The sequence below is a fragment of the Levilactobacillus koreensis JCM 16448 genome (assembly GCF_001435525.1).
GTDB classification, from domain to species: domain Bacteria; phylum Bacillota; class Bacilli; order Lactobacillales; family Lactobacillaceae; genus Levilactobacillus; species Levilactobacillus koreensis.
Genome location: NZ_AZDP01000039.1, coordinates 1 through 18,789 on the forward strand (window position 1 = coordinate 1; position 18,789 = coordinate 18,789).

The following is an 18,789-nucleotide window of genomic DNA, read 5'->3' on the forward strand; positions in this document are numbered from 1 at the left end:
AGAAGATGCTAGTTGCATAGGTCAGAAAAGTGTCTAACATTTTACTTGCACTTCAATTTTCCCGGCTTACATGACGGGACGTCCTTGGAGACTCACGGGTTGGGTGAGGTTTCAAGGCGAGCCTGAAGACCGCTCTTTGGCTTCAGGCGGTCCCCACGGTGCGGCGTCTGGTATCCGCAGGCGGCCAACTAGGCTAAATTAAGCCGTTTGGTCGGTGGTTGGGTTGTTGCGGAGATTGGAGGGGACGAACATGTCCGGTTTGTTATTCTCGATAATATCCGCGTAGTGGTCGACCTTAAAGTTGATGGTCGACAAGTGCTTGTTCAGTGCCGTAATTTCGCTCAGCGTTCGTTCTTGCTGAGCCTTCATCATTTCGTAGCGTTCAGGGACGGTGCATTCGCCCTCCTGAACTAGGTCTAAGTAGTGGTGGATACGTTCAACGGGCATCCCAGTCGCTCGCAGGCACACGATGATGTTCAACCACTCTAAGTCGCTGTCTTCAAAAATGCGGTTGTTATTTTCGTCACGCTTCACGAATGGCAGCATGCCGTGGTCGTGGTAGTAACGAATGGTGTAGGTGGAAATGCCCATTTTCTGAGCAACTTCGTGAATGGTATAGGACATTTAAGTTTCCTCCTCAAGGGTTAGCGTTCGACTAACTCTAATGTAATGGCCCCATGATACGTGATTCTCAGGAACGACGCAAGAGTTTTCACTCAAAATGAAGCAAATGGGTTGCCTTCAAGTGGGTCGAAGGGGGTACACTCAATGTACTTAAGGGGGTGAGTCAACGTGAAGCAGTTTAACGTGCAGCGAACCGGGGCGGATTTTGTTCCGTTATTGCCGTGGTCGACCGATCCGCACGCCAGTGTACACGCGTTGGCTGCCGGTGGCGTGGACCTCTTGCTCTTAGATGAGGAAAACGATTTGATGAAGATTGTGCCACAACGGACACTGGAGGACTTGATGCCCCGGCTGGAAAGCTCGGTGTACGGGCGACTGTTCGACCAAGTGGCAACACTGATTCCCCAAGCCTCACAGGAGTTATTGGCCGATTGGTACTTGGCGATCGATCTGGCCCAGACGAGTCACGTTAATGTGGTCACCACGGCTGCCAATCTGGTGGCACTGGCCGTGTTACGGCTCAAAGGAGTTCCGGTGACGGCCAACAAGGTGCAGGGGGTGGCCAGTCAGGCTCAGTGTTGGTTGTTGCAGGCCCAGCTAACGGAGCACCAGCTCTTTTTGCCAACGGGAAAGGAGCTGCTGCGCCGCCTGTTTACGCACCTGTTGGACCAGCACACTGCCTGGGATACCTACACGCCGGACCATTGCAGTCCCCACGCGGGTCGTTTGGCCCAGGATGTGTACGCGCTGACCTGTGGCAACCTAATGGCAGTGCAGTTACCGGCGGCGTGGTCGTTAGTGCGGGTCGCCGCGCTAGAGAATCATCTGTTGCGTTAATCACTTCAATGACGAATGATTGTGTGTCCGGGTAAGTCGCGGGCACACTTTTTGTTTGGTTAAATAATAACCGAATTTAATAAAGAAATTAATAAGAAATGTTCGTTAATTTTTAAAAATAGATGGACTTAGAACCGATATTCTCGTATGATGAAATAGAAATACGAATTATAAATTATAGAACTGGCAGTAAAGTTAAGCATCTAACTACGATACAGGGAGGAACTTACTATGCATTGGTTGGCCGACTTGCTAGCCGCCATTGGGGTCGTCTTAAACGGGATTCCACAAGGAATCATGGCGATGGCGCTAGGGTTTGCTATTTTTCCAACGATGTTTTCGTTCATTTTTGCTTCAGCGGTCAACGGAGTCTTTGGTGCGGTCGCACCGCTTTCGTTTCAGGCGGAATCACTCGCGCTGACGGGAAATCTCGGCCGTAACTTGCGGGAACGGACCTCGATTATCCTGGGCGGCTCCGTCATCATGCTACTGATTGGGATCACTGGGACGCTGACCAAAATCGTCGATATTCTTGGCAACAACATTATGGCCGGAATGATGGCCGGGGTTGGCATCATGCTGGCCAAAATCGCGGTGGGGATGGCCAAGCAGGAACGGTTGACCGGCTGGATGTCGGTGGCCCTCGCAGCCGCAACTTATTTGATGACAAAGGACCTGGTGTGGACCATTGTGGTCTCCGTAGTCGGGTCCAGTCTAGCGGCCGTCTTCATCGAACATTACCGTGCGGAACTCCCAGAACACGTGACGGCGCGGCGGTTCGTCTTTACCAAGCCCATGCTGAGTGTCCGGGTCGTCCGGGGGGCATTGAGTCTGGCTTGCTTGAACATTGGGGCCAACATTTCTTACGGGTTGATCACCGGGCAGATGACCGGCATCAAGCCTAATCCGGTCAACTTAAACCTGTTGACCATCACGCAATCCATTGCCGATATGGGCACGAGTCTGTTAGGTGGGGCGCCGGTGGAAGCGATTATTTCCGCAACGGCCAGTGCACCAGAACCCGTCGTGGCCGGCATCATGATGATGCTGATCATGGCGGTCATCTTAGCGATTGGCTGGTTACACAAGCTGGGGAAATATGTGCCCAGTGCCTCGATTGCCGGCTTTCTTTTTATCCTGGGAACGGCCGTGATTTTTCCAGAAAACACCGCGACAGCCATGCAGGGTTCCGGGGCGACCGTGGCCGCAATCACCTTAGTGGTGACGGCGGTGGCCGATCCTTTCGCCGGGTTGATGACCGGTGCCGTGTTAAAATTTGTGTTGCCACTTTTGGGACTGGGGGTTTAAACCATGATCAAGACGTACCAATTGCAGGTCGGGCCACTCACCCGGCGGTTGCCAGTAATGCCGATCAGCGACACCATGGCGATTGCGTCGTTCGTGTTGCTGGGGGATGCCGAGTTGACCGATTATGCAGCCGAAGCGTTGGCGAAAAAAGTGCCAGCCGAGTTTGATTACTTTGTCACATTGGAAAGTAAGGGAATCCCGCTAGCTCAGGAGCTAAGTCGGCTGACCGGTCATCAGGAGTACGTCGTTTTGCGCAAGAGCGTTAAGGACTACATGCGCGCGCCGCTGACGGTGCCGGTCAAGGCCATCACGACCAGTGCGCCGCAGATTCTGGCGTTAGACGGTGCGGATGCCGACAAGTTGGTTGCCAAACGCGTTGTGATCGTCGACGACGTGATCAGTAGCGGTGGCTCGCTGAGTGCAGCCGAAGAGTTGGTTAATCAAGCGGGGGCTACGGTGGTTGGTCGTCTGGCCATCCTGGCAGAAGGCGATGCGGTCAAGCGGACCGACATCGACTATCTGGCAGAACTACCGCTATTTCCGCTGTAACGGTTGGTAAATCACTTAACATTTTCAGCAAACTTAGGGGCACCACGCCTGGCTAAAAGGTAAACTACACCTGGTGAGGCGGCGCGCGTCACGTTGAAATGGTCTGACTATACATCACCCATTTGGAAGCGCCCGTCGCCACCACAAAAAGATCACCTGCATCTCACGCTCTCAGTCGTGACGGTGCAGGTGATTTTTTGATTAACTTAAGTGATGGTCAACACGGCGGGTCAGTCGCCTTACCGGCCGGCAGATATGGGCTGGAACGGTGCGAACGCAACTTGAAGCCTCGAAAGAACCGAGTCTACAAGGTTGGTTTTCTGCTAAGCCGGCAAGAAACGCCGACCAAGCAGAACGACGCGCCTGAGCCCATATCTGCCGACCTCTCGGCTTACACGGAGAACTTAGGCAACTTGAGACTAATCACATCACCTGTCATCATGGTACACGACAGGTCACTGAAGGCTAGGCTAAATGTGTGTAATGTGAGAAGTCAGTCTGAGCCGGAGGAGGCCAGGGATGGAGCCAGCTGTGTCGACGATGTTAGACGGGGTTCTTTCCCGGCTTACATCGTGGGACGACCTTGGAGACTCGCGATTTTTGCGTGGCTTCAAGGCGAGACGGAAGCCCGTCCTTCAGGCTGGAGGCGTTCCCCATAGCAGGCGGAATCCCTGGCAGCCGCAGTGCGAGCGGTGACATCAATTTCTTACTTAAACAAGTAAACCTTGGATTCGTAAGGGCGGAACGTGGTGCCTTGATCGTCGGCGTAGTTGCCGATCAACTTTTCGTTGGCGTTGCCCTGGTCGTAGTCGCGGGTCACCGTTTGGTCGGTGAAGTTGTTGATGACCAGTAAGGTTTGGCCGTTGTAGTGACGACGGTAGGCGAAGACTTGGTCGTCGTTGGGGTCGAGTTCTTCGTAATCCCCGAGGACGATGAGGTCGTGGCTGTGACGCAACGCAATCAACTGCCGGTAGTAGTTGAAGACGGAATCGTCGCGATCGACTTCTTCCTTGGCGTTGATCGTTGTGTAGTTCGGGTTCAACGCAAACCATGGCGTGCCCGTGGTAAAGCCAGCATTCTTGGAATCGTCCCAGTGCATTGGTGTCCGGGCGTTATCCCGTGAAATGTGGCTGAGGTATTTCAACATGGTTGGCTTGTCGACGATTTTTTCCTTCGTGACGTTTTCGTCATAGGCGTTCAGGCTTTCCAGGTCTTCATATTGGTCGAGGCTGGTGTAGTGAACGTTGGTCATGCCGAGTTCTTCGCCTTCGTAAACGTACGGCGTTCCTTGGAGCATGTGTAGCGTCGTCGCTAACATTTTGGCTGAAACGTCCCGGTACTGCTCACTGTCATTACCGAAGCGGGAAACGGCGCGCGGCTGGTCGTGGTTGTCCCAGAAGAGACTGTTCCAGCCCTTGCCATCGAGGGCGTATTGCCAGTCGGACAAGGCCTTCTTTAATTCCGTTAATTTAACGGGAGCATCGTTCCACTTGCCCAAACGCTTGTCGGGGTTGGCGGACAAGCCAACGTGGGCGGACTGGAAGATCATGTTCAGTTCGTGTGAGTCCAAGCCGGTGTAGGTAATGGCCCCTTCGGCGGTGGCACCCGGCATTTCACCGACGGTCATCACATCATAGTGGGACAGCACCTTGTCGTGCATTTCGTGCAGGTAGTCGTTCAACTTGGGCCCGTTAGCGACTACGGCTTCAACGTCACCATAGACGGCACCGGGTGCTTTAGGCGCATCGGGAAGACCGGCTGGCTTGGAAATGAGGCTGATGACGTCCATCCGGAAACCATCGACGCCCTTGTCGAGCCAAAAGCGCATGAGGTCCCAAACTTCATCGTGGACCTTCGGGTTTTCCCAGTTCAGGTCGGGTTGACTAGGGGCGAACAGGTGCAGGTAGTATTGGTTTCGTTTTGGCTCAAAGGTCCAGGTCGAGCCGTTGAAGTAGGAGCCCCAGTTGTTGGGTTCGTGACCATCAACGGGGTCGCGCCAGATATAGTAGTCGGAATATGGATTATCCTTAGACTGACGGCTCTTTTGGAACCATTCGTGCTGGTCAGAGGTGTGGTTTACGACCAGATCCATCAGTAGTTTCAGGCCTAATTTATGCGCGGTGGCCAGCATCGTTTCAAATTGGTTCATGTCACCGTAGACGGGTTGCACGCTGCGGTAATCGCTGATGTCGTAGCCGTTGTCAAAGTCCGGTGACTTGTAGATTGGGTTGAGCCAGATGACATCGGCCCCTAATTTCTTAATGTACGGCAGGCGCTCGGTCAGACCGGCCAAGTCACCGACCCCGTCACCATCACTGTCTTGAAAACTCCGGGGATAAACCTGATAGACGACGGCATTTTGCCACCACTGTTTTTCCATGTGAAACCCTCCTAAAATTATCTACTGACTCATCGCTGAATGGGTTGCTCAAAGCTATTTGCGCAACCGCTTACAAAAATCATTCTAGCATTTTTGGTAAGCGCTGACAATGCTTTTAAACCAATCGGACAAACGTTTGCTTAAATTCAAGGATTTCACTTTTATTTATCAGCGGAAACGGGTAAAATTGAAAACATAATATCGGGTTACACGTAGAGGAGGCGGCCAGATGGCGGCGACGATTAAGGATATTGCCCGGTTGGCTGGCGTTTCACCGGCGACCGTGTCACGGGTACTGGCCAACAAGACGGCCTTTTATGGCCCAGCAACGGCGGAAAAGGTACAGGCGGCCGCGTTAAAATTAGGGTACCGGAAGAATACGGCAGCGGCCGAACTAGTGACGCAGCACAGTAACGTGCTCGCCGTCGTGGTCAACTCGGTCAAGACAAACTTTTCCAGTCAGATCATCACGGGAATTCAGGACACTGCGGCGGCCCATGGGCTCAACGTGATCATTGTTTACGCGGGAATCACGGACCCGGAGGCCCAACGCAAGGCCCTCTTGACGGTGATTGAACGACCGGTCATGGGCATTTTACTGCTGTCACTCAACTTGACGCCGGAGAATCTCCAGCTGTTGCAGGGTGCTCAGACACCCTACTGTTTCCTGTCAATTGCCTTTGACGATGGCGACTTACCATCGATCGCGTCGGATGACTGGCAGGTCGGCTATCAAGCAACCCAGACACTGTTAAAAGCGGGCCACCGAAAAATTGGTCTAGCGGCGGTCGATAGCAACTCGCACACGGGCCGTTTTCGGTTAGCCGGTTACGAGAGTGCGTTGCGAGATGCCGGCGTGTCGCCGCAAGCGGACTGGGTCCAACCGGGTGTCTACAGTTATGTGGCCGGCCGTGAAGCGATGGCCGCGTACGGCGTAACGTCCGGCCTGACGGGGGTGGTCGCCGGGAGTGACATGGCGGCAATCGGTGTGTTGAATCAGGCCCGCGACCTTGGTCTGACGGTTCCCACTGACCTTTCCATCGTCAGCATTGATGGTACGGAGATGTGTGAGTTGGTTCAACCGCAGCTGACCAGCGTGTCACAGAACTTCTATGACATGGGCGCGGCCGGCGTGCGACAACTACTAGAGCCGGGAAGACAGTTACAACAGGTGACGCCGATCCAGGTGGTCGACCGGCAAACAGTGCGGGTACTGTGAGTGACCTGAATGATTCGCACTACGGCTGACAGGGATTATCTTAGCTTGACGGAGTCGATCAGAGCGCGCACTATAGTGACCAGTAGTCAGGTTACTAGTCAGCTATTAGTGAGGTGGAGATCATCGCAAAACACAAGGTTGTTACTTACCCGGCTGTATTTATTAAAGATGTGGAGACACATACGATTACAGTGATTTTTCCGGATATTCCCAGCGCTATCAGTCAAGCAAATACTGTGAAGAAAGCCAAAATCAATGCCGAAGAAGTGCTGGAATTGATGATCTATGACGAAGTGAAATTGCCATTGGCATCAAGGTTAGACATGATTCGGCAAGACTATCCAAAAGATGATGTGCAGCTAATAACTGCGGAGTTCATGCAAACTGATTAGCTGATTTTTGATTGCTGGTTTAGATGTAAAAATTACAAAAGATAAGCCCCAACCGGAGCGCACTTCAAACGCCGGTTGGGGCCTGTTTCTTCTATATGTAAGTTTATTTATAGCAGGTGGAAGTCGTCGACGGGGGGATCGACAATCGCCGCGCTGTAGAAATCGTTGTGTCTGTGATGCTTCGCTGATTTTACATGATCGAAGCGAGTGCTCAAAGGTGGTCGGTTCCGCTCAAATCTGATAGCCAGATCATTCAAGACCAGGTTTGCCTGGTTATCAGCCTTAATGCTCGCCGACTAAACGCCTTTGAGCACGCTCTTTTAATTTATTTAGCAATGTAAGTCGTCTTGAAGTCGTAAGGGACACCGGCTGGGTTGTAGTTGATGTTCTTGACCGTGTTGCGTAACAGCTGTGATTTGGCGGATTGGTACAGGGGAATCGTGCCTTGATCGTTCATCAAGACCTGTTCAGCCTTGACCAACTTAGCCCAGCGTTCGGCTGGCTTGTTGCCATCTTGATTTTCGGCTTCATCGAGCAATTTGTCGAACTCGGTGCTCTTCCAGCCGGTCGTGTTGTAGCTGGAGTTGGCTTCGAAGACGTCCAGGAAGTTGATGGGGTCGGCGAAGACGGATTGCCAGTTACTAAGGGTCAACTCATAGTTCCCGTTATGTTGTTGCGTGAGCAGCTGAACGAAGGGAACCGTCTTGATGCTGATCTTGACGTTAGGCAGTTTTTCCAGTGAGCTTTGGAGGAACTCAGCCGTTTGCTTACTGGTATCGGTGTCGGAAATGGAGATGGTGAGGTCAAGTTTCTTGTCACCAGTCTGCTTCAAGCCCTTGGCCAGTAAAGTCTTGGCTTGCTTCAAATTGTAAGTCGTTGCGGACTTGATATAGGCTTCCTGGTTGAAGGCTTTGCCGGTCTTCGGGTTGTTGCCCATGCCGGATGGGACGAACCCTTTGGAGGCCACGGACCCATCTTGCAGGACATCGGTGACTAATTGGTTGCGGTCGATGGCGAGGGAGAAGGCCTTACGAACGTCAATGTTCTTAAAGGCGCTGACTTTCTTTTGGTTCAAATCAAGCCGTTGGGAAGCGGTCGGCAGGCGTTTAACGAAGTCCTTACTGTTCTTGTTGTTCTTGATCTGTTGGCCACTCAGTAAGGTTTCGTCGGTCTTGTTGGCGTTGAAGAGGTTGTAGCTGGTCGTGGGACTTTCGGTGACGACCTCGTTGATCTTGGTCAGGTGAACGGCCTTTTTATCCCAGTAGGTGGGGTTCTTCGCCAAGGTCCAAGACTTGCCGGTCCCGTTCCACTTGGTCAAACGGAATGGCCCGTTGTAAACGGTCGTGTTGGAACGCGTCCCGTAGAGCTTGCCGTATTTGTCGACGGCCTTTTGGTTCAGCGGGTAGAAGAGGGGCCAAGCCAGTAGCTTCTTGAAGTAGGAAACGGGCTTGGTGAGTTGGACGGTCAGCTTGTACTTACCAGTAGCGGTGATGCCCAGTGCACTCAGCGGCTTCTTGCCTTGGTTGATGGCCTCAGCGTTCTTCACTTGGAAGAGGTAGAAGGCGTCTTGCGAAGCGGTCTTAGGCGCAACGGTCCGTTGCCAGGAGTAAACGAAGTCTTTGGCCTGAACGGTGTCGCCGTTGGACCATTTGACACCCTTGCGGAGGTTGAAGGTGTACGTCTTGCCGCCGTTAGTGATCTTGGTGCTGGTGGCTAAGGCGTTGGCTGGCGTGCCCTTACTGTTGAGGCGGTAGAGGCCTTCCTGCGTGTTCTGTAAAACGGTGAAGCTGAGCGTGTCGGTGGCCTGCGAGAGGTCGGAAGAGGCCAGCTCGGAGGCTTCGGTCCAGTTTAAGACTTGGCTGGCGGCGTACTTACCGTTGGCGCTGCCGGTGCTAGTTGCGTTGCCACAGCCAGCTAGAGTTAACAAACTTAAAGCTGCAATCGTGAATAGAGTTCCCTTACGTTTCATTCCAAACATCTCCTCGAAAAATGTGTAAAAAAATATCGCCCTTATGCTTAAACATAAGGACGATTTCACTCGCGGTGCCACCTTGATTTATGGGGGACTCACATCCACCATCTCCGTAACTTCTGCTGCCAAAAGTCGGAAGCGGTAACGGGCTTCAAGTCGGGCAAGCAGCTTCCACTGATTGCTAGCAACCAGGCTCATCTTCGCGGTTCCGTTGTAAGCCACCTTTTCAGCTACCGGTGGTCTCTGAACTTAGCGGGAACCGCTACTCTTCCTGGTATTGCGTTCGTGTATTTCTAATATGGCTCTAATACTAATCGGCGGACTGGGGTTTGTCAACAGAAAGATTTGTAGTTATTCAGGGGCGGGGTGACGGTGATTTTGGATAGTCTATAGAAAGAACGGGATGGGAAATGCGGGGAATATTAATATTTTTATCATGGGAATGCCATACATGATGTGAATATTTATGCGGGTGATGTAGGACATAAATAGATAAGATTAAGCGTAAATTATGAGCTATAATAAACGTGTAAACTCAGCAAATGAAAACGCTTCATACAACCCAAAAACAGCACCAGAACCCGCATTCAAAGAAAGGACAAATCTCCATGATAAAAATGAAAGTAAAGAATCCATTATACATCGAACGGTATGGGGTCACGTTTGTAGATCCAAAGGATTTTTTGTTGTTCAAAACGTTTGTGGGTTATGTCGACTCCAGCGATTTTGTCCACGTTGATTACGATAAGCTGGAACTCGTTGATACCAGAGACCACTTGACTGCTAAGCTCAAAATTGTCTCGAAGGATAACTACAAACCCTATTATTTCGTGGCGGATGGCAGTTTAGAAGGGCAAGAAGATAAGATTAAAAAAGCGATGCGGAGATCAGACAGCTACGGTGAGAGTATTCGCCGGGATTATTTGGTAACCGAAACACTTATACAAGTTCTGCGCGACCCGTTTAGGCGAGAACTGGATAGGCCAATGCGCCATAAAAAGCGGGGGCTCTTTGATACTGGCCATATGAGTTACATGGACGGAGCAACCGGGTACTGGTGGGGCGAACACTTTGGCGACCATTTTTAGTTATTAATAATAAAAAAGAAGGCGATTATTCCATTAGGAATAAATCGACTTCTTTTAACGTAGCCACAAATCTAACCACAATAAGGAACAGGCTTGCTGTAATAATACCCTTGCGTTGTTTGTGCGTTGTACTTCTGAGCGAGCTTCACATCGTCTTGATCTTCGATTCCTTCAATGGTGAAGCCGAGTTGATACATGTCCGCAATTTTTCGCCAAGTGTTGAGGCTACCGATCAGTTCGGCTTGCCGGTGCTGCAGGCGGAAATTTTGCATGGCGAACTTGATGTTGTCCATGAAGGGCAGGACATCTTGAATCGCCGGACACCAAGCGTTGTCGGTGCCGACATCGTCCAAACTCAGTTTAATGTCGAACGCCTTGTACAGGGCCACGTAGCGGTGCAATTCCTCTAGTGTCGGTGCCTCGGTCAATTCGACGATCAGCTGTAGATTTTTGATGGATTTTTTCAAATGAATCAGATGGCCAATGGTCGTCCGGTTCGTGAATTGTTCTCGGTTGAGGTTAAAGGAAATTTCGGGATTATTCTGATGATCCTTCAAGATATTCGTAATCTCTTGGTAGGACAACGATACCTGTTGGTCCATCGGTACCGCCGTAAAGTCGGTTGGAGTCACCCAGTAGTCATGGCAATACGAACGCAAAAGTAATTCATAGCCAGCCAATTTTTGAGTTACCGCGTTAATCTGCGGCTGAACAAAGAAACGATACATTTAGAATAAGATCCCCTTCCCGTGTCAGCTACCTCGCCAACATTAGAGACTATTATACATCAATGTCAAATTGATTTACAACCATAATGATCCCGTCCTATGGCATGTTTGCCCCTCAATGTTCGGAATTTGTCACCCGTTCACCCGATTAGTGAAAATAGGTTCGTCCCGTTCCGTACTTTTTTCGAAAAATGAAAGCAAAATGGTAAGGCCACCAAACCAGGGGTCTTACCATTTTGACTAGTCTAAATGAAGTTCGTAAGCTCGGCGCGCGTTGTCACCAGGTTCGGCGACGTGAACGATGCCGCGGAACTGGTAGCCCATGCTGGTTGCAATGGCTTGCATCCGTTTGTTCATGGCGTGGGTGTCGATCCGGAAGTTTCGGACACCATCGCGGTAGGCGGCACTGATCAGATTGGAGAAGAAATAGTGGCTGAGGTGTTGGCCGGCGTAGTCCGCGCTCAACGCGATCCGATGAATCGTTGCGTAGGGGTCCGTCGTGTTGGCCCAACCGTCGCCGGTAATCTCATGGTAGTTCGGGTCGTCCGCGACCACTTGTGCCGCCGTTCCAGCCACGTGGCCGTCGACAATCAGCAGCCAGCTTTGTAAGGCGTCAATATCTCGGGTAATGCCAGCTTCGTCCGGGTAGCCGTCTTGCCACTGGGGACTGCCATCGGCCTTCAATAGGGCCTTAGCGTTCGCAATAATGGGCATGATGGCCGGTAAATCGGCGCGAGTTGCCCGTCTGATATAAATTAAACTCATAATTTTCCTCCCAAATAGTGGTTGTGACCTGGCCGATTAAATAAAGCACGAACAATAAATAGATTTATTTAAGGTGCTTATCGCCGGGCCGCAACGTGCTGTTACTTTCTAGAATACCACTTTGCCCGGTTGTCATTGACAGAAAGTTTGCGTGGCGGTAAACTAATTTGTACTTAAAAATGACCGATAGTCAATTTTGAAAGGGAGGTGACCCCAATGGCTAACGTTCGGACACCCGATCAGAAAACCGCGAAGGCCCAGCGAATTGCAGCCGCCGCTTGGCAGTTGTTCGCGCAACACACCTTTAGCGACATCTCAATGGCCATGATTGCCCAGCAGGCTGGCGTGGCCAAGGGGACACTGTTCAACTACTATCAGAGTAAAGAAAGTATTTTCATGGCCCTGCTCCTAACTGGTTATCGTGATTATTTCACGGAATTAGCCGCTAAATGGACGGCGCAACCAGTGACAACATCAGCTCAATTGAAAACGCGGCTGATGGACCAAACCCGCACATTGATCAGTGACCATGCGACTTTAGTCCGGCTCAACGCTTTGCGAGGACCCGTGCTCGAAGCCCATGCCGACCGCGCACAAACCGAGCAGGGACGGCGCGACCTGTACACCGCCAATCTCGCCCTCGGCCGGGTGGTTGCCGCGCAGGTGCCAATATTAAGCACGGCCCAAGCCAGCCACCTGTTTGTCATTCAAAGTGCCATTATCAGTGGCTTGATGAATCTATCCGGCCTCGACCAATTTAATCACACGACCCTCAACGTGGACTTTCCCGCGTTTCAAATCGATCTAACTGCCGAGGCCTGCCAGACGTTTGGCTACTACCTCGACGGTATCTTTCAGGAGGAAATCAATGACTCAGAAAAACACGCGTAACTTTGCCATCATCGCCCATATCGACCACGGGAAATCCACACTGGCTGACCGCATCATGGAGCAGACCCAGACCGTCAGCGACCGCGACAGCAAGGCTCAACTACTCGACGACTTGCAGGTCGAGCAGGCACACGGCGTCACCGTCAAGTCGCGGACCGTCCGCAACTATTATCACGCCGACGACGGCCAAGAATACACCTACAATTTTATCGACACCCCCGGGCACGTCGACTTCACCTACGAGGTCTCTAAGAGTCTCGCGGCCAGTGACGGCGCCCTGTTGCTGGTCGATGCCACGCAAGGCGTTCAAGCGCAAACGGTAGCCAACTTGCGGCTAGCGCGGGACAACCACCTGGTCGTGATTCCCGTCATCAATAAGATCGACGCTGCTGCGGCCGATGTTGACCGCACCGCGGAGCAGATACGCGCGTTGGCCCCCGAATTTGCGACCGTCGAGATCCTCAAGATTTCTGCCAAGACTGGTCTCAACGTCCATGACGTGCTGGAGGCCATTCACACGCGGATTCCAGCACCCGTGGGGGACGTCAAGCAACCGCTCAAGGCCCTCGTGTTCGACTCCCAGTACGACGCGTTCAAGGGCATCATCGCCTACGTCCGGGTGGTCGATGGCAAGCTGACGACCGCTGACAAATTGACCTTGATGGCCAACAACCAGACCGTGGCCGCCAATGAAATTGGGATTTTCGCTCCCCAACGTGTCGCCACCAAACAGCTCAGCGCCGGCGATGTTGGCTACGTGGTGACCGGGTTGAAGGATCCCCAAGCCTTACGTGTCGGGGATACGTTGACTAGTGCGACGACGCCCACGGCCACCGCGTTACCCGGTTACCAGCCCTCCCAGTCGATGGTCTTTGCCGGCTTCTATCCGCAGGGCGACCACTACCACGACCTTCAGCTGGCCGTGGAAAAATTGGCGCTCAACGACACCTCATTTCACTATCACGCCGAGAGCTCCGATGCCCTGGGTGCCGGCTTCCGCTGTGGCTTCTTGGGCATCTTCCACCTCCAGATCATCCGCGAACGGCTGCATGATGAATACGGCTTGGACGTGCTGACGACGGCGCCCAACGTGACCTACCGTGTGCATCTGAAAAATGAGGACGAGCCGGTCATCGTAAATAACCCGATCGCCTTTCCCGACTACGCCAAGATTGATTTCGTCGAAGAACCGCTGGCCGAAGCGACCATCACCACGACCAGCGAGAGTCTGAGTGACGTGATGAAGTTGGCGACCCAGCATAAGGGGGAGCTACAGGACATGCGCAACCAGGGTGACCTGGTCGTCTTGGTCTACCAGTTGCCGTTTGCCGAAATCGCCTATGACTTCTTCAATGCACTCAAGTCCGTTTCTCACGGCTATGCGACGCTGACGACAGAGCTGAGTGGCTACGACATTGCCGATGTGGTCAAAATCGAGGTCCACGTCAACTACGCTAAGGTCGACGCGCTGTCCTTCGTCGTTCACCGCGAGGACGCGCCCAAGGTCGCTCAGGAGCTGGTCCACAAATTAAAATTCGTAATCCCGAGAAAACTCTACCCGATGCCGGTCCAATCCGTAGTCGAGGGCAAGGCGCTAGCCCGCGTAGATGTGCCGCCGTTACGGAAGAACGCGGCCGCCAACGGTGAAAAGAAGAGTACCTCGAAGAAACAAGCCCTCTTGCGGCGGCAGAGCGTCAACAAGCGCCAGGCTGCCCATAGTGACATTGAGTTGCCGCAGGAAGTATTTAATGCGGTGCTGGATTTGGAGAAATAGGGGTCAACAAAAATAGGTAGAGTAAAAAACGGCTTGTGACCTTTTTCGTCACAGGTCGTTTTTAACTACTTTTGCTGATTAACTAAAGGTTGAAAGTGCTCAAATAGACCTCAGTCCTTGTGTTACTTGAACTGAAGCAAGATAAAGTAGTTTTTCTAGGTCACTGAGCCTTACCAAGTAACCTGACCAGGTTACTTGGTAAGGCTTTTATAAATTCATCAAAAATGGTATCAAGAATTTCCTTACTCATATCAAGTTTCTTAGCTATACCAGTTAAAGTTATCATTAGCCAGCTTAGTGCGTCTGAAATCTTTATTTCCGATAAGGGTCGAGAATAATCGAAAAACATCCCGCCAAATGTACGATCATCTGTGTTTTCTCGTTGAGCTAGAGCTAAAATGTCATATCCTATTAGGACCAAAGCCATGTGACCACAAAGGCCATCATAGCTTTGTATTTGGGTTTTATCGAATTGAAGGTATTGTTTAGCTACCTTGAAGTACCCCTCAATCTGCCAACGACGGGCATACATTCTAATAATCTCTTGTGGGTGCAAATCAGTGTTAGTAGTCCCTAAGACCAAATAATCATTGTGGGCTCCGCGTTTCGTTACAAATACTAGTTTGACGAGCATTGAGTGACCGTTAACCTCGAAAGAAACAATGGGACTATACAAGTAGTGACTCCGAGTCGACCACTTACTGCGTCGAAGCTGATTGTACAATGTTTTGACATCCATTTGACGACCGCGATATCGGAAGTAAACCTTCTTAGATCTCTTCAGCATACCAATGCCATAACGTCCACGCCTAAGGAGCTCAGCGAACATATGTGGTGAAGCGAACCAGCTATCAAAGAGGACATAACGTGCCTTAATCCCAGCAGAAATTGCGTTATCTACCAACTCTAAAGCAACATCATTCATTTGACGTTGTGCTTGCGCACGACGTCGAGCAGCCAAAGTTCTATGGTCGAATTTCTTAAAAAGACCAATTTGGTTTTGAGAATTACTAGAGGACATTAGGGCAAAGTGGACTGGTAGGAAAGTATTTCCGTCACTCCAACCCAAAGTTAGCGTTCGGAAGCCTTTGAAGAAGACTTGCTTGTCGTGGTCAAAAACCCGTGCTAGTAGCTCTGTCTTCTTAGAGAACTCTCGTTTAAATAAAGAGTCATCAATAATCAATGCTTGACGTCTTCTGGAATCAGTGAAATGTTGGACGTACTGAATAAGATGGACCGCTAAGAGCGTCACTAGTCGTTGCCAGTTGGTTCGCGGATCATTTAGACAATTTCGAGCAGTCCGTTTTGAAAAACTCGATGCGGTTGCCCGAAAGATCGAGTAACGATGGAAAATGGTAGCTAAAAGCCATTCTAAAAGTAACGACACCGGTGTTCCTTTGGTTTTAAGAATGTTCGCTTGACGAAGCACAACCGGTAACTGGACCAATTTCGAAAAATGCTTAAAAGAATAGTGAAAATTAGTGATTGAATGTTGTATATTAGACATGGACATGAATTCTCCTTGTATATTGGTTTTAGACGACTCAATTATACAAGTATGGAGTAATCCATGCCTATTTTTGTACAGTAAAGGCCCGGCATGCCGGGCCTTTACTGTACAATTTAACTTTCAACCTTTAGCTGATTAAAGTAAGCCTTCACCGCCGCCAACATGTCTGCTGTCTGTTGATTCAACAGGGGTGGCAGGTCGTCAAGTGACCAGTATTTCAAATCCAGCGTTTCATCCGTGGCTTGTTCCAGCGTGTGGCCGCCAACTGGTTTTACCAGGTACAGTTGGGAAATGACCTGGGTGACGTCACCGTTGGGGTATTCCGTGAATCCCTGGTCAAAGATACCTAACGATTTGACCAGCGCCACGTCGAGACCGGCGTCCTCCTTGTATTCCCGAATCATTGCGGTGGCGAACGTTTCGCCATATTCCAGGTAGCCGCCGGGGAGACTCCAGTTGTGCGTGTCGGTCCGCAGATTAAGCAGAACCTCGTGGTGGTCGTTAGCGATGACGCCAGCCGAAGCATTGAGAATCATTGGCTTGTGACCGACCAGCGTGCGCACTTCTTTAATGTAATTTGCCATGTGTCAACAACCTACTTTCTGACGATTTACCCCTAGTATACACGTTTGCGGCGAGCCATTTGTTAGGAAGAACTACCCTTGAAGGGTATACTGGCAAATGAGGTGATGAGGATGGCTGATACAGCAACCACGATGAAATACATTCGCCGGCACTATGGTGTGAGTCAAAGCGAGCTGGCACAACTTTTGAACGCGTCAGTCCGGACAGTCCAACACTGGGAGCAGGGTGATTACGAGCCAAGTGGGACCGCCGTCAAATTAATTCAACTTTTGGCAAAAAATGACGCAATTTTTACGGAGTTATCTTTAATGAAGGAGGATGAGGGCATTATGTATCTTGAACATGACGATCAAGCGCTGACGATTATGGGCGTCCAGTTCCGCAACGAAAAGGAATACCGGGCAACGATGAACGCGGTGGTCAGCAACATGTACGAGGGGTTTGAGCCGACGCTGGATGATATTCAGATGGCACGGGACGCCGATGATTTGGAACGGCCAATGACGGCCAAGGAAGTTTTGGACCGGGTCAACGCACGAAATTCGGTACGCAGCGAGTGAAGCAATGGGCGGATTACCTGCAGCCAAACGGCGTTTTAAAGAATAAATTGGACATTACTGACGACGAGAAACTACATGACGTTGAATATGAATTCTCCACGCAACGCTTGAAGTTCCTTGAGCAAAATGATTTTCTATTACCGGATGGCTACCAACTCACCGGCAAGGACGTTACCGAGCTAAAGCGCATCAACCAGTTTCTCCTTGGCGAGATCTATGACTGGGCGGGTGAGTACCGTGAAGTGGATTTCAATAAGACAGCCAATGGCGTGGTCACGCATTTCCATCCGGTCATGCTATTTGGCAACGCGGAGTGGGATATTCAGCGGCAACTGATAGACTTTGCGCAGCTCCCTGCCGACCGCGACGTTGTGGCGGAAGCATTGGGCAATCTGGTTACCGAAATGAATATGTTTCACCCCTTTCGTGAGGGCAATGGCCGGTCCCTGCGAGCATTCACCGAAGTTTTGGCGTGGCAAAAGGGACTGGCGCTGACCTTTACGCAAGACCTTCAGGACGCGTACATGACGGCCAGCATTAAAGACGAGCCGAAACTGATGGCGGACGTCTTCCGACAGATATTGACGAACTGGCAAGATTAAAAATAGAGAGTGGGACAGAAGGCGGTTAGTCAATGAGCATTAACATCGATAGACGAATAATCCCGGTTTTGGATTGTTTGTCTATCGGGGTTAAGCGGAGTTGACTGCCTTTTGTCGCACGTTTCTGCAATATACGTTCGGAGCGCAAAATAGGTCTGGGACTTTTGTCCCGGGCCTATTTCGGTTGAAGTTGTTTTCTTAACCGTTGTCTATAAGTTAACAGGATTGTTAGTTGCAAAGTTCAAACACTTCTAAGACTCAACATTATTGCGGCAGAGCACAATCACAGCAGGCGGAATCCCTGGCAGCCGCAGTGCGACCAGTTTACACTAGTCTTGCAGTTACTCCTACTTATTGATCCGCTTGTAGTTGGCGTCGAAGTACTTGCCGGCACGGATGTCGTCCGGCAGGCTGGCGTAAGGTGCTTCACTGATCACGTCTTCGTTGTCTTGGCCGGCGTCGCCCATGTAAGTGATCTTGGCGAATTCTGGCACGACCAGCTTAGGATAAGTGTCGTACTTTTCCCGGGCGGCTTCCATCACGTCGATGTGTTCGTTTTGGTAAGTGACCGTGATTTCGGGATGGTCTTGGACCCACTTAGGGAAGAAAATGGTCCCGTTCAACTTGCCTTCGTTGGGCACAAAGTCCAATGCAACATCGGTTCCAGTTGGTTCAGTCCAAGCTACCTTGTAGATGCCAGGGACCAGCATGACGATGTTAGCGGGTTGGTCGGTGACCCAACGGCCAGCGACCATGCCGCCATGAATCCGGTAATCAACGGTGTGGTCGTTCTTCGCGTACCATTCGTATTCCCAGCCGTTGTCGTAGGTATAGATGAAATGGGTGCCCAAAAAGTCATCGAGCGTCTTGAATTCTTTAGTCATTTGAAAATCTCCTTTAACTTGAATTAATCTATTCTGCCGGTTAAAACATGTAATTAATTACATGTTTTAATTAGTGCCTTTAGGCCCAGTTGAGCACGCTAAAGCGTGCGAAACAAAAAAC

The 18,789-nt window shown here is 51.0% G+C and carries 18 protein-coding genes; 10 read left to right on the forward strand and 8 right to left on the reverse strand.

Translation table 11 applies throughout. The features are described 5' to 3' along the window. Nucleotides 1-198 precede the first annotated feature (198 nt). Nucleotides 199-624 (reverse strand): MerR family transcriptional regulator, encoded by a 426-nt coding sequence (locus FC99_RS02740; RefSeq protein WP_048733226.1) that lies wholly within the window; start codon nt 622-624, stop codon nt 199-201. A gap of 168 nt (nt 625-792) precedes the next feature. Between FC99_RS02740 and FC99_RS02745 the strand changes: the two genes are divergently transcribed. The 3 genes from FC99_RS02745 to FC99_RS02755 all read left to right on the forward strand — a co-directional run bounded on the left by FC99_RS02745 (nt 793) and on the right by FC99_RS02755 (nt 3,318). Continuing rightward, nucleotides 793-1,461, forward strand: a complete 669-nt coding sequence (locus FC99_RS02745; protein ID WP_048733224.1) for a hypothetical protein — start codon at nt 793-795, stop codon at nt 1,459-1,461. A 231-nt stretch (nt 1,462-1,692) separates the two neighbouring features. Then, a complete protein-coding gene (locus FC99_RS02750; RefSeq protein ID WP_048733222.1) occupies nt 1,693-2,769 on the forward strand; it encodes a guanine permease in 1,077 nt (358 codons plus the stop codon). Between the two features lie 3 nt (nt 2,770-2,772). Continuing rightward, entirely contained in the window at nt 2,773-3,318 is a 546-nt protein-coding gene (locus tag FC99_RS02755) for a phosphoribosyltransferase family protein (RefSeq protein WP_048733220.1), read from the forward strand. A 706-nt stretch (nt 3,319-4,024) separates the two neighbouring features. Here the strand turns inward: FC99_RS02755 and FC99_RS02760 are convergent. Further along, nucleotides 4,025-5,698 (reverse strand): glycoside hydrolase family 13 protein, encoded by a 1,674-nt coding sequence (locus FC99_RS02760; protein ID WP_048733219.1) that lies wholly within the window; start codon nt 5,696-5,698, stop codon nt 4,025-4,027. Between the two features lie 229 nt (nt 5,699-5,927). Here FC99_RS02760 and FC99_RS02765 point away from each other — a divergent pair, with 229 nt between their 5' ends. Together FC99_RS02765 and FC99_RS02770 are read left to right on the forward strand one after the other, a co-directional pair. After that, a complete protein-coding gene (locus tag FC99_RS02765) occupies nt 5,928-6,917 on the forward strand; it encodes a LacI family DNA-binding transcriptional regulator (protein ID WP_048733217.1) in 990 nt (329 codons plus the stop codon). 113 nt (nt 6,918-7,030) lie between these two features. Then, complete coding sequence (locus FC99_RS02770) at nt 7,031-7,309, forward strand: type II toxin-antitoxin system HicB family antitoxin (RefSeq protein WP_053083540.1); 279 nt, start codon at nt 7,031-7,033, stop codon at nt 7,307-7,309. Between the two features lie 325 nt (nt 7,310-7,634). Here the strand turns inward: FC99_RS02770 and FC99_RS02775 are convergent, their stop codons facing one another. Beyond that, on the reverse strand, nt 7,635-9,278 hold the full coding sequence (locus tag FC99_RS02775) for a peptide ABC transporter substrate-binding protein (RefSeq protein WP_048733215.1): 1,644 nt from the start codon (nt 9,276-9,278) through the stop codon (nt 7,635-7,637). A 611-nt stretch (nt 9,279-9,889) separates the two neighbouring features. Here FC99_RS02775 and FC99_RS02780 point away from each other — a divergent pair. Further along, a complete protein-coding gene (locus FC99_RS02780; protein ID WP_048733214.1) occupies nt 9,890-10,369 on the forward strand; it encodes a hypothetical protein in 480 nt (159 codons plus the stop codon). 71 nt (nt 10,370-10,440) lie between these two features. Here the strand turns inward: FC99_RS02780 and FC99_RS02785 are convergent, their stop codons facing one another. Further along, nucleotides 10,441-11,097 (reverse strand): EAL domain-containing protein, encoded by a 657-nt coding sequence (locus FC99_RS02785; protein WP_048733212.1) that lies wholly within the window; start codon nt 11,095-11,097, stop codon nt 10,441-10,443. Between the two features lie 240 nt (nt 11,098-11,337). Next, entirely contained in the window at nt 11,338-11,862 is a 525-nt protein-coding gene (locus FC99_RS02790; RefSeq protein WP_048733211.1) for a GNAT family N-acetyltransferase, read from the reverse strand. Nucleotides 11,863-12,078: 216 nt separating this feature from the next. Here FC99_RS02790 and FC99_RS02795 point away from each other — a divergent pair, with 216 nt between their 5' ends. Further along, the gene (locus FC99_RS02795; protein ID WP_048733209.1) at nt 12,079-12,753 is read left to right on the forward strand and encodes a TetR/AcrR family transcriptional regulator; all 675 of its coding nucleotides are present in this window, start codon (nt 12,079-12,081) and stop codon (nt 12,751-12,753) included. Next, entirely contained in the window at nt 12,731-14,527 is a 1,797-nt protein-coding gene (lepA, locus tag FC99_RS02800) for a translation elongation factor 4 (protein ID WP_048733208.1), read from the forward strand. The genes FC99_RS02795 and lepA overlap by 23 nt, the downstream gene beginning before the upstream one ends. A gap of 160 nt (nt 14,528-14,687) precedes the next feature. Here lepA and FC99_RS02805 read toward each other — a convergent pair whose 3' ends face one another. Beyond that, nucleotides 14,688-16,034 (reverse strand): IS4 family transposase, encoded by a 1,347-nt coding sequence (locus FC99_RS02805; RefSeq protein ID WP_082153190.1) that lies wholly within the window; start codon nt 16,032-16,034, stop codon nt 14,688-14,690. A gap of 116 nt (nt 16,035-16,150) precedes the next feature. Further along, entirely contained in the window at nt 16,151-16,621 is a 471-nt protein-coding gene (locus tag FC99_RS02810) for an NUDIX hydrolase (protein ID WP_048733206.1), read from the reverse strand. A 111-nt stretch (nt 16,622-16,732) separates the two neighbouring features. Between FC99_RS02810 and FC99_RS02815 the strand changes: the two genes are divergently transcribed. Together FC99_RS02815 and FC99_RS02820 are read left to right on the forward strand one after the other, a co-directional pair. Continuing rightward, nucleotides 16,733-17,182, forward strand: a complete 450-nt coding sequence (locus FC99_RS02815; protein WP_048733205.1) for a helix-turn-helix domain-containing protein — start codon at nt 16,733-16,735, stop codon at nt 17,180-17,182. After that, nucleotides 17,179-17,784: a Fic/DOC family protein gene (locus FC99_RS02820; protein WP_048733203.1), complete on the forward strand. Its 606-nt coding sequence runs from the start codon at nt 17,179-17,181 to the stop codon at nt 17,782-17,784. Before FC99_RS02815 ends, FC99_RS02820 begins: the two co-directional genes overlap by 4 nt. Nucleotides 17,785-18,131: 347 nt before the next feature. Here the strand turns inward: FC99_RS02820 and FC99_RS02825 are convergent, their stop codons facing one another. Further along, on the reverse strand, nt 18,132-18,668 hold the full coding sequence (locus FC99_RS02825; RefSeq protein WP_048733202.1) for a phenolic acid decarboxylase: 537 nt from the start codon (nt 18,666-18,668) through the stop codon (nt 18,132-18,134). Nucleotides 18,669-18,789 lie beyond the last annotated feature (121 nt).